The organism is uncultured Campylobacter sp. (assembly GCF_937997535.1).
In the GTDB taxonomy this organism is placed as follows: Bacteria; Campylobacterota; Campylobacteria; order Campylobacterales; family Campylobacteraceae; genus Campylobacter_B.
In genome coordinates this window covers 1-12224 of record NZ_CALKTT010000034.1, presented here as the reverse complement: position 1 = coordinate 12224, position 12224 = coordinate 1, and the positions used below count along the sequence as shown (strand labels likewise).

The following is a 12224-nucleotide window of genomic DNA, read 5'->3' as shown; positions in this document are numbered from 1 at the left end:
ATCGTTTCCGTCACCCCTAGAAAAGACGAAGGTATTTTTGCCATTCATGCTGATGCCGGGATTACCATAGCTGTCATAGCATCCTCTTAGAGTATCATTGCCTCTGCCACCTTCAAGGATATTATTAACTCCGTTGCCTCCTATTAGTATATCATTTCCGTCGCCGCCTTTGATCTCATTATCCATATCGTTGTAACCCTTTATCAAGTCATCTTTATTGGTACCCACAAGAGATAGTTGCTTAATATCTTCAAAACTTAGCTTTTCTCCGCTTGCAAATTCAAAATTCTCTATTATGCCAGAAGGTCTAATTTTATTATCTGCAATAATATTCTTTATAGCTATCGAGTCATTAGGAGAATTTTTAAAAGAGATAATCATATCATCAAATTCATATAAGTCTTTGTTGTCACTCCTTTTTATAATTAGGTCGTTTTTTCTTATACCATTTCCAAATTTAATAGTATCATTTCCGTTTTCATCCCGGATTGAATCTGCTCCATCCCCTTTATTGAATACATATGTATCATTACCGCTTCCGCCGGTTAGAGTATCGTTTCCTTTGCCGCCTATAAATACCGTATCCTCATCATTGCATGAACTCATAACATCATCGCCGTCGGTTCCTGTTAAAGCCAATTTTTTCATTTCTTCATAGCTTAATTCGTCTCCATTAAAAAATTGTATTTTTTTAATGGATGTATGAGGGAACCAAATTGAATCGTTTGAATTTTTAAACCTAATTATAAAACGTGATTCTTCTAATCCGATTAATAAATCATCCTTTGTAATTCCTTCAGTAAATTGTAAAATATTTGTCCCTTCATAATCAAAAATTATATCATTTCCATCTCCGGGGCTGAAGATATAGGTGTCATCTCCGCCATCTCCTCCAAGATAGTCGTTGCCTTTACCGCCTATAAAGGTCTCGTCTGTTCGCTGACCCCATAGATTATCATCTCCATCCATGCCCTGAAATATATTATTTAGATCGCTATATCCTTTTATGTCATCTTTTTCATTGCTGCCTATTAAGGATAATTGTCTAATATCATCAAAACTTAATTTATCACCATTTGAAAAAATAAAATTTTCTATCATTTTATCTTTATTTGCTTCGTTCATGCGTATAGCATCCTTTAAGGTTATACTGTCGGTAGGATTATTTTTAAACGATATAACAATATCATTGCTATAGGCGCCGCCGTAGCCATTCTTTTTTACGATAATATCTTCCTTGCTTATACCTTCGCCGAATTTAAGTGTATCATTTCCAGCATATTCTTCTATAGTGTCATTTCCGTCACCTTTATTGAAAATATAAGTATCATTGCCCCTAAAGCCTTCTAGAGTATCGTCACCTTCGCCGCCAATCAAGATATCGTTACCTTCGCCCCCGCCTAATCTATCATTTCCTTCTCCGCCGATTAAAGTATCATTACCCTCATCTCCGCTAAGTATATCATTTCCGCCCTTACCCTCTATGGTATCATTGTGATACTTATATCCGGATATATGATTATCCTCATCATCTCCGGTTAACGATAGTTTTAAAATATCTTCAAAGCTTAATTTATCTCCGTTTTCGAATACTAATGTTTTATACTTATCTTCCACACTAATGCTACCATCTTCTGATATAGTATGCTCTAGGGATATACTTCCTTGTTTCTTTCTGAACGATATAACTAAATCTCGATACTTTGACCCTGTAAAACTATTGTATTTTACCTCGCTTTTAGTTACAATGATATCTTCCTTGTTTATGCCTTTGCCAAATTTTATTATATCTTCTCCTTCATGATCATAGATTGTATCATTTCCGTCACCGATATTATAGATATATGTATCGTCTCCTTCGTCACCTATTAAATTATCATCTCCTTCTCCGCCGATTAAAATATCATTCTTATTATCTCCATAAAGATTATCATCCCCACCATTGCCCACAAGCGTATTGTTTGAATCCCTAAAACCTTTTATGCCCTCTCCTTCATCAGTACCCATAAGGGGCAATTGTTTTATATCTTCAAAGCTTAATTTTTCGCCATTAGCAAATTCAAAATTTTCTATCACGTTGGCAATGTCAGTTTTATTTTCATTTATAACATTTTTTAAAGTTATGGAATCAGTCTCATTGTGTTTAAATTTAATGATTATATCTCTTGCATAACTTAATAAATATCCATGCGAATTCTTATCTGAATTTCTTGAAATAATTAAGTCTTCTTTTCGTATACCTTCGCCAAATTTAAGAGTGTCTACTCCATCACTATCCTCTATTATATCGTTACCGTCCCCTTTATTGAATACGTAAGTATCATCTCCTATACCGCCTTTTAGAATATCGTTTCCTACGTCTCCTATTAGGGTGTCGTTGCCTAGACCCCCGTTTAGGGTATCATTTCCTATGCCTCCGATTAAGGTATCGTTACCGTCTCCGCCATAAAGTTTGTCACTTCCGCCATTACCTACAAGAGTATTATCTACATCGTCAAAGCCCTGTATATCTTCATCTTCATCAGTTCCAACTACAGCCAATTGTTTTATATCTTTAAAACTCAGTTTATCACCATTTGCAAATTCAAAGTTTTCTATTGCGCCATAGAAACTAGTTTTATTTTTGTAAATAACGTTTTTTAAAGTTATGGAATCGGTAGCAGTATTTTTAAATTTAATCACGATATCATCTTTATCCGCACCCCTACTTATAAGCAGATCCTCTTTGCCAATTCCTTCTCCGAATTTAATGATGTCGACTCCATCGCTATCCTCTATAGTATCGTTGCCATCACCTTTATTGAATACGTAAGTGTCATCTCCCATACCTCCGTTGAGAGTATCTTTTCCTATTCCACCAATCAGAATATCATCACCCAAGTCCCCGTATATGGTATCATCGTCTGTTTCCCCAATTAGAATATCATTTCCTATACCCCCGTTTAGAATATCGTTTCCTTTACCTCCAATCAAAGTATCGTTGCCGCTACCGCCCTCGATTAGGTCATTACCGTCTCCGCCGTACATAGTATCATTCCAGCCTTGACCGTAAAGCTTATCGTCTCCGCCTTCTCCTTTGATAATATTGTGTGTATGAACATAACCTACAATGTTCTCGTTATTGTCGGTACCAATCAAAGATAGCTTTTTGATATCTTCGAAGCTCAGCTTCTCGCCATTAGCAAATTCAAAATTCTCTATTATGTTGTTATCTCTATTTTTGTTGCTATCGATAACGTTTTGCATAGTAATGGAATCATTTGGGGAATTTTTAAAAAATATGGCTATATCCGAATATTCCTTTCGTCCAGTACGATCATTCATTCGCGCAACTCTTTTGACGATAAGATCCTCTTTGCTTATTCCTTCGCCAAATTTTATAGTATCGACTCCCTCATTATCGGTTACAGTATCGTTGCCGTCGCCTTTATTAAATATATAAGTATCATCGCCGTATCCGCCGTTTAGAGTGTCATCGTCTTTGCCGCCGATTAAAGCATCGTTACCATCATTTCCATAAAGAGTATCGTTTCCACTTCCTCCATTTAAAGTATCGTTACCATCACTTCCATAAAGCTTATCATCGCCCAAGCCTCCGCTTAAGATATCATTGCCACCATGCCCATATATTTCATCATCTCCGCCAAGGGCATCGAATATATCGTCTTTATTGCTTAGATAGAATTTATCATCTTCTTCCGTTGCTTTTATAGAAGAGTTATTAATGATAGTTTGATAATCCCAAACGGAATTATCCTTAAAAATAATCTTTTTTATAGACGATACTGCATCACCATTATAATAAAAGTCCTTGATGATAATTTTGTCATTTGAGACTTTTGAAGTGATGATAACATCATTAAGTTCTCGTTTTAATGATATATCGCTGGCGGAAAAATCATTAAATTTAATCGTATCATTACCGTCGTAATCGGTTATGATATCCGCTCCATCGCCTTTATTAAATATATAGGTATCATTACCGTATCCGCCATTGAGAGTATCGTTTCCTTTACCGCCGATTAAAGTATCGTTATTGTCACTTCCGTAAAGTCTGTCGTTACCTCCGTTGCCGATTAGGATATTATTTTCATTATAATAGCCGTAAATCGTATTATCGGTATCATCTCCGATAAGAGATAACTTTTTAATCTCATCTATATTTATCTTATCGCCGTTAGCGAATTCTATAGTTTGGATATTTTGATTGAAGGTAATACTATCGCTCGCGTTATTTTTAAAAGATAAAAGTATGTATCCATTGGAATTTTGCGAAATGATTAAATCTTTTTTATCCAATCCGGCGCCTAGTTTGAGAATATTATTACCGCCGTAATCTATTATAGTATCCGCTCCGTCACTTTGATTAAATATATAGGTATCGTTGCCATAACCACCATTGAGGGCATCGTTGCCTGCTCCTCCATTTAGAATATTATTCCCGTTTTCGCCATAGAGCGTATCGTTTCCCTTTCCTCCATTTAGTATATCATTACCATTACCGCCATAAAGCGTATCATTTCCGTTGCCTCCATTTAAAGTATCGTTGCCATCATTTCCATAAAGGGTATCATCTCCCTCTCCGCCATTGATGATATCATCTCCGTTACCACTCCAAATTTCATCGTTACCAAGACCTGCGTCAAAGGTATCGTTGCCATCAGTGAGATATAGCTTATCGTCTTTATCGGTAGAGCTTAGTGGGGTTAATTCAAGAATTTTATTAAAATCATAAACGGTTCCATCGGCAAAAGTTATAGTTCTTACGGTATTGTTTCCTATTTCAGGATTTACGGAAAAGAAATTTTGGATAGTTATGCTATCATCATTACTTTTGATGGATATTATAAGTTTATCTAGTTCCCTTTTGAAATTTACATCATTAGGAGCTACGCCTTCTTTGAATTGTATTTCATCTTTACCCGCCATATCGTAGATAATATCCGCTCCGTCACCTTTATTATAAATATAGATATCGTCACCATATCCGCCATAGAGCGTGTCGTTGCCTTTTCCTCCCACTATAAAATTATTTTCGGAATTTCCATTGATAACATCATTGCCATCCGTCCCACCCATATACGTATTAAGACATAGAGACAACAATTTGTCATCATTGCTGCCTAGCTTTACGAGATCTTCTTTTAAATTCTTTTGGAATATAGGTTTATACGCGCTAGCATCTCGAACGATACTCATTAATTTGATAATTTCATCATGTTTTCCATCTTTATATAGCCGCATAAGCTTAGAATTTAAAGTATCAAATTTATAGCTTAGCTTTCCGCCCTCTCCCAAGCTCATCTTTTCCATGTCTAAATTTAAATCGGAATATGTCGTTTGAAGCTCTATAGAAGCATATACATAATATTTAAAGGTATTGATTTTATCGTTAACCCTATTGGAGGCATTTGTCCATGGGCTAGAATTATAACCCTTTTGCAAGAAAGGCTTACCCGCAAGCTTTTCATATACGGCCATATCTCTTGCTTTTACATCGCCTCTCATTGAATTTTTATCTATTGCTCCTACTTCCGCCCATTCGTAGATCAGTTCATCAATATGTTTCTTTCTATCCTCTGGGCTTAGGGCCAGATATAGATTTATCATAGTAGCCAAAGTTTCGTTATTGCTTGCCGTCACTCTTAGAGAATTCAAATTTCCACTGGCTATGACTTGAGGTAGAGCTTGAGTTTCTAGTAGAATTTTGTCTTGGTCTATTATCTCTTTTGTTTTATTTAGACTTACTTTAAACCATACATCATCTGCCTTAACCTTAGTCCCATCATTTAAAGTGGCAGTAGAGGTTTGCCTGATAGAATTTCCGTTATTATCGGTTGAAATTTCTTTATAGTTTAGATCGATAGATTTTACTTTATCGCTTAGTTTGATTAATTCTCCTTCGTCAGTTATGGTATTAGAGTTTTTATCTTGCCATAATAGAAGCTTATCAAAGTCTTTATCATTTTTATCGATTATGCCGTCATTGTTGGTGTCAAATTCTTTAAGAGCGCTAAAGCCGTTTTTAGCTTTAGGGTTAGTGTATGAGTAGTAATTATCTGAAATCGTTTTATCGCCGAATAGCTCTGATCCGTTATCTATCTTGCCATTTCCATTTCTATCATACGCCAGTAGCGCATCATCTTTTTGTATCCATCCGGTAGCTTCGGCAAAGCCGTTATTATCCAGATCGAAGTTTCTAGTATAATCCAGGCTTAGAGTATTTATTCCGTCGTTATTTAGATCTATGACTATAGGGGAGCCCTCGGTTTCAGGATCATCTGGATCGCGGTCATCATCGATGATTTTGCCGATACCGTATTTTAATATCTTGGCTTTTAGTTTGTCTGAGGTTTGAATGATTGTAGGGGTTACATCAAATTTTCTATCCTCTTGTTTGTCCGTATTGCTGTCCCATGTATAGGTATAGGTATTTCCCCGCTTGTATTGAGCTAAATTTAGATTGTATTTTTTGATATATTCTTCGCTTGGATCGCCGAAAAGATATTTTTTATCTCCCACACCCAGTATGAGGAATTCACCTTTTTCGATAGAGCCTTGTATCGAGATGTTAAAATCTAGCGACTTTTTGCCGCTATCTCCTTCGTTTGTTTGGTTGTCATCTATACTTATGCCTATCTCATCTGTATCGACGAGAGTTATGCTTAGATACGCGTTTCCCTTCTCGTCTTTAAAATCCTTCTTATATCCATTGATCGTAACTGTACCGCCATCTTTTTTGACGATCAGTTTTTCATCTTCCAATAATTTATACTCCGTCTTCCCATCTTCGCTTATATATACTCCTTTATCCTTATTGTAGATTCCGCCCGTTAATATCGAGTTATTTAAGAAAACTCTGCCTTTGCCATCGCTGTCTTCTATGATGTCTTTATCTCCTGCGTAGTAGGTATCGAAACCATCTCCGCCGTAGAGCTCGTCCATATTGCCATCGTCTGATAACCTAAAAGAACCTATAAGAGTATCATCCCCTTTATCGCCGTATAGCTTATCGCTTCCCTTACCGCCTATCAAGGTATCGGCAGCCTCGTCATCATCCTTTCCTTCTTTATCGTGCCCATATAGTATATCGTCATAATCAGTTCCCATTATACGGTCGCTTCCTTTCCCGCCGACGTAAGTTATGCCATTAGGGATATGCTCTTTATAGTGATTTAGAAGCAAGTTGGCAGCCGCATCGGGAAACCAATCTGCGTCTACATTGTCTGAGTAATCGAAGTTCGTAGCTCTTGTCCCTACCATCTTATCATTTTCATTGCTTCCGAACATAACGATTTTGCCATTTTCATCAAGATAGTCGATTACTTTGCTTACTTGTTTGATACGATTAAATTCATCAAGGAACTTTGCATATTTCACCGTCTTAACTGAAAGCTCATTATCTATAGGAGCAGGGGGATTATCTACGCCTAATTTTGTTTTTAGATCTTTCCAATCCTTCAAAGAAGCATAATCTTCTTTTGTTATATCTCCTACATAAATTTTTGCTTCTTTATCAAATTCTAAATTTACCTTTTTCCCTATGCCGCTAGGATCTGCTATCTGCTTCAAGATTTCGTTGACTTCTTCGCTTCCTTCACCGCCTTTAAAATCAAAATCTCCCAAATCTAGCTTATATCTTACATTTTCAACTGCCAAAGGATTTAGGTTTTCATCTAAAACATAACGGATATTAGAGGTATCAAGTCCCAATTGAACGCTTCCAAACGCAAAAGCGATCTTGGCAAAATTAGGTTTTAAGATATTTCTATCGTAGAGAGATACAGAGGCGGCATTCTTGTCATATGGGCGAAATGCAATATCATACACATCTTCTTTTAGCTTTTTATTATCGTAGCGCTCTTTATTATTTTTATACTCTCCGTAAAATAAGTCAGCAAATTGCTCCTGCGTCAAATAATATTTACCGTCTTTATGCTCATCGTATTGTGTCTCATTTAGCGCATTTCCATTATTTAGCACATTTCTTTCTATCGTCTTACCGCTAAAAAATGTTTTAAATAGTTTGATATCCTTAGCATTAAAAGTGTCTCTACCTACTAGAGAAAAGAACTCATTCGGATCGATTTTTAACGTAATGGGCTCTTGTCTATCGATCCAATCGCCACTAGCCAACTCAGCTGGTTCAGGAGCAACCGATCGCCCCCAGAGATAAAAACACAATGTCTCCGTAGCAAAATCGCAACCGATTAATCCTAGTTCAAAAGTTCTCATCATTTATCCTTTGTATTGAATTTTTTATTTTAAAATCTTTAATAAAATTTATATAAAACTTTTAGCGCATCTCTATATCTCTACCGCCCAAATAATATTCTTCCAGCGGATAATTTATATTGCCGCAGTTATCAAATTTAAAACCTTTTCCAATACCGACTACGGCATTTTTTCTCTTTTTATAATACTCTCTAGTAATGTCAAAATTTGTTACCAAGTCATAAATATACTCCGAATGGTTAAATTGCATATAATTACCGTTAAATATAGCAAATTTATCAAGAAACAAAGTGCCTGTAACAGCTTTATCGTCGCCGTTAACCATAACTATCGGTCTGTCAAATCCAACGCTCGTATCTTTCAAATTTATTTTTAGATATTTCTTTGGATCGGTTTTTTTAGCCTTTAGCTCTTTCATCAGTATCTCCTCGGTCGTTTTTCCCTCTTGATAATATTTTTCTAATACTTCAAAACAATTGGATAAGTTTATATTTTCTAGTTCATAGTATGCAACCTCATATCTACTAGACCAAAGACTACCGAAGGTTTTTAACCTATAATCATCAATCATCCAATATAACTTTACGTCATAGTCCAAATATGCTCCTGCTACTTTTTTATACAGCTCCTCTTTCGGCAAAATTCTGTTTTCTTTGAGGCAATAGCCTTGTTCGTATTTGTTATAGTCGGAAAGAGAAACTATCGCGAAGCCTCGTGAAGTGGAGTAATCGGGGATGATGCGGATAAATGCGGCGCAAAGTATTATTATAAGAAGTAGCGTGCCCGCTAGGGCTTTAAATTTAACGGATTTATAAAATTTCATATCGTTTCTTTTCTATCCATCCATTCGTTAGAGGCTAATTCTTTCGGGCCTGGAGGAGTTTGTTTGCCCCACAAATAATAACTCAATATATCGGCGCCGTAATTGCCCTCTAAGTCTAATCTTAGATCAGTTTCTTTTTTGCTCATCCCTTATCCTTTTTCGGTTAAATTCGTTAAGATAAAATTTTAACTAACTTTATCCGCCGTGAATCCACATATCCAGCTCCTGTTCCGCCGGAGCTTTGATATCAAAATTTATATTTCCGCAATTATCGTATGAGAATTTACGTCGCAAATGCTTCATATGAGTATAAGCTAAGACTTCGTTAAAGCTTTCTAAATTCTCATACCCGTTTTTTATTCGCATTAAATTTTCTTTGCTTTTGATTTTTGTTAAATCTTCTTTATTGTTAAGCTCGATATACCAACTTATATAACCAGGTCTGGCATAATTCACAAAAAATTTATTCTCTTTTATTAAAAATGATTTTTCTAAAAACATTTTTCCACCATGAAGCGGATTTTTCTCTTCGGACAAGATAATAGGCTGTCTAAAGCCTAAAATTTCATCCTTATATACAAAGTATTTAGATAGATCGGAGATATCTATTTGCGTCTTGTCTTTTATCTCATAATCAAAACTCTTCCTGTCGGTATTTTCAACCAAAAAATCAAACCAGTTTTCTTCATTGAAATCGCCGATTAGATAGAGCTTGGAGATGCTCGCCGTATAAAAACTATGGCCGAAATTTTTTATATCGTGCTCATCGATAATGGTATTTCGCAGAACCTCATAGTCGTGATATCTTTTAAAATAATTTATAGCGGCATTTCGAAGTAACTCTTCGTTGCTCAGAATTCTATTCTCTTTTAGACAATATCCCTTTTGATATTTGTAATAGCTAAAAATATTAACTATGCAGGAGCCTTGCGAAGTGGAGTAGTCTGGCACAATGCGGATAAATGCGGCGCAGAAAAGTAGCGCTGCGGCTAGGATTTTAAATTTAAGTTTGCGAAATTTCATAACGATCCTTTAAATGACGCCAGCGAAGCAAACGCACACCTCGCCGCTCCGTAAAATTTATACCTTTGCTCCGCGTTCATCGTCCTGAGCTTTTTAAATTTGAGATAAATTTACGCGATGCTCAAAGTTTTCTGCCTAGCGCCAAAACCTCTTTGCGTCGCTAAATTTCATATCTCGCGCTAGCCAATTTTAAATCGCCGCAACATTTAAATTTTTGGTTCTCGCAGCGCTTAAATTTTACTCGGCGCGGCGCGTAAAATTCAGCGGTGCGGCGCCAAAAATTTCAGATAAGCTCTAAAGCCGCGCCTTAGTTTTATGCCCGCAAAATTTAGCCGCACCGCAAAAAGCTACTTCGCTGCGCAAAATTTAACCGCGAGCGCCAAAGCTTGTTACTTCTTCGGCTTGCTTAGCTCGTAGCCGAAGTGGATCTTTTTGCTCTCGCCCGGCTTTAGCTCAAAGTCCCAGCTAAGCAGTCCGTCCTTGTCGAGGCTACTCTGCTCGGGCGAGTTTTTCAGTGCAACCTTTATGTCTTCGTGCGTCGAAACGGGCGCTCGCTCTTGCAAAACCACGTTCCACGCGCGCTTGGAGCTATTTTTGATCTCGTAATCCCAAGCCATGGAATTTTTGCTTTCGCCGCCGAAAAAGGAGTTTTTCGTGAAGTTGTTCGCCTGCTCTTTTTTGACTTCGATCAGGCTGTTTTTACCCAGATATGCCGTAGCCTCGGAGTTTGCGGCAAAGCCTAGATGCACGAGCCCGATCTGCACGCCGTCGAGCTTTATTAGCGTTTCGCTCTCCTCTATGCTTCTTTCGGGGATAAATTTAGCCCGCACGTAGGCCGCCTCGCTACCGTAACCGTCGATGAGCAGATCAAATTTCGCATCCAGGCTCTGTTTATCGAAGCTGAACTCGCCCGCCTCGCCCGCCTTGAGGCTTACGCCGCTAATTTTCCACACCTTTGAGAGCGAGCTTTCGATATTCGAGCCAGTCCTTGCATACGACGATCTAGCCTCCGCCGCAGGTGCCCTCTGCATATCCGCCACCTCTAGCATCACATCCTTTTTATAAGCCGCCGCGGGCTCAGGCTCCATAGGCTCGCCCTCATACCACGGGTAAAACGGCTGCGGCGCGGTCTGCGAGGAGTATTCGTAAGGATACAGCGCGATCGTCAAATTCGCTAGCTCGGCGTTTAGCGGATTTTGCACCGAGAGTTTTTGCGCGACCTCGATTTTGCCGCTTGCAAGATCGGCAGAGAGCTCGTTGTGCGTGTAGGCGCTTACGTCAACGGGGTAGTTGATCTTAACGAAGCTCGGATCGCAGCCAAAGTTCACGTTTAAGCGGCGTTCGTTCTTGATCCGGTATTTTGAAATTTTCTCTTTGAGCTTTCCGATTTGCTCGTCCGTCTTTGAAATTTCGCCCGCTACGAGCAAGACCTCGTCGTAAATTTTTTGCGAATCCGCCTTTAGGCTCGCCAGGCTTCTATCTTTTAAGCTCGCAAAGTCACTTAAAAAGCGCTGCTGCGCCTTAAGCGCGACCAGGCGGTCGCTTAGCTCGCGCAAGCTCTTTTCGTCCGCCTCTTTTTTGGCGAATTCCGCGTTTTTCACTGGCTCGCTCTCTTCCAAAGACAATTCGCGCACTTCGCAAGAGCCCGTAATCTCGATGCTGCGGATATCCAAGTACTCCGGCACGTTCACGCTGAAGTTTGATTTTTGCGCGCCGAAGTTTTGATGCAAGAAGGCGGAGTTCGCGTAGATCTCAAGGCTGTTTTCCTGCGCGCTTAAATTTACGGCAAGCACTGCAGCTGCGCTTAAAAGAACTATTTTTTTCATTTTCGCTCCTTAAAAATTTTACGTAATTGTAACGATAAATTTTGATTTTTATGCTTAAAATTTGAGGCGAATTTTAAAATTCCGACTCCGCCGCCCGCTTTGAAATTTTAAAATTTCGTTCCCGCAAAAAACTCCGCCGCAGAGGCTAAAATTTTACCGCTACTAGCGCCATATAAGCTTTATCGCTCGCACAGCCGAAGCGATGAAATTTTAAATTTAAGAAGCTTCTATTTTAAGGATGAGCTGTACCCCTCCGCGAAGTAAAACCGATAAAAATGCAGGCGCTAGCCTGCCGTAACTTTAGCGGGGCGTGGGGC

General features: G+C 38.3%; 5 protein-coding genes. All 5 read right to left on the bottom strand.

Annotation, left to right across the window (positions count from 1 at the left end; genetic code table 11):
• A partial coding sequence (locus tag Q0117_RS03335; protein WP_297922513.1) for a calcium-binding protein occupies nucleotides 1–8235 on the bottom strand: 8235 nt, incomplete at its 3' end.
• A gap of 61 nt (nucleotides 8236–8296) precedes the next feature.
• Entirely contained in the window at nucleotides 8297–9058 is a 762-nt protein-coding gene (locus tag Q0117_RS03330; protein ID WP_297922510.1) for a hypothetical protein, read from the bottom strand.
• A complete protein-coding gene (locus Q0117_RS03325; protein ID WP_297922507.1) occupies nucleotides 9055–9204 on the bottom strand; it encodes a hypothetical protein in 150 nt (49 codons plus the stop codon). The genes Q0117_RS03330 and Q0117_RS03325 overlap by 4 nt, the downstream gene beginning before the upstream one ends.
• Before the next feature lie 49 nt (nucleotides 9205–9253).
• Nucleotides 9254–10081 (bottom strand): hypothetical protein, encoded by an 828-nt coding sequence (locus tag Q0117_RS03320; protein ID WP_297922504.1) that lies wholly within the window; start codon nucleotides 10079–10081, stop codon nucleotides 9254–9256.
• A 389-nt stretch (nucleotides 10082–10470) separates the two neighbouring features.
• Nucleotides 10471–11907, bottom strand: coding sequence for a DUF4139 domain-containing protein (locus tag Q0117_RS03315; RefSeq protein WP_297922501.1), 1437 nt, complete (start codon nucleotides 11905–11907; stop codon nucleotides 10471–10473).
• Nucleotides 11908–12224: the final 317 nt, after the last annotated feature.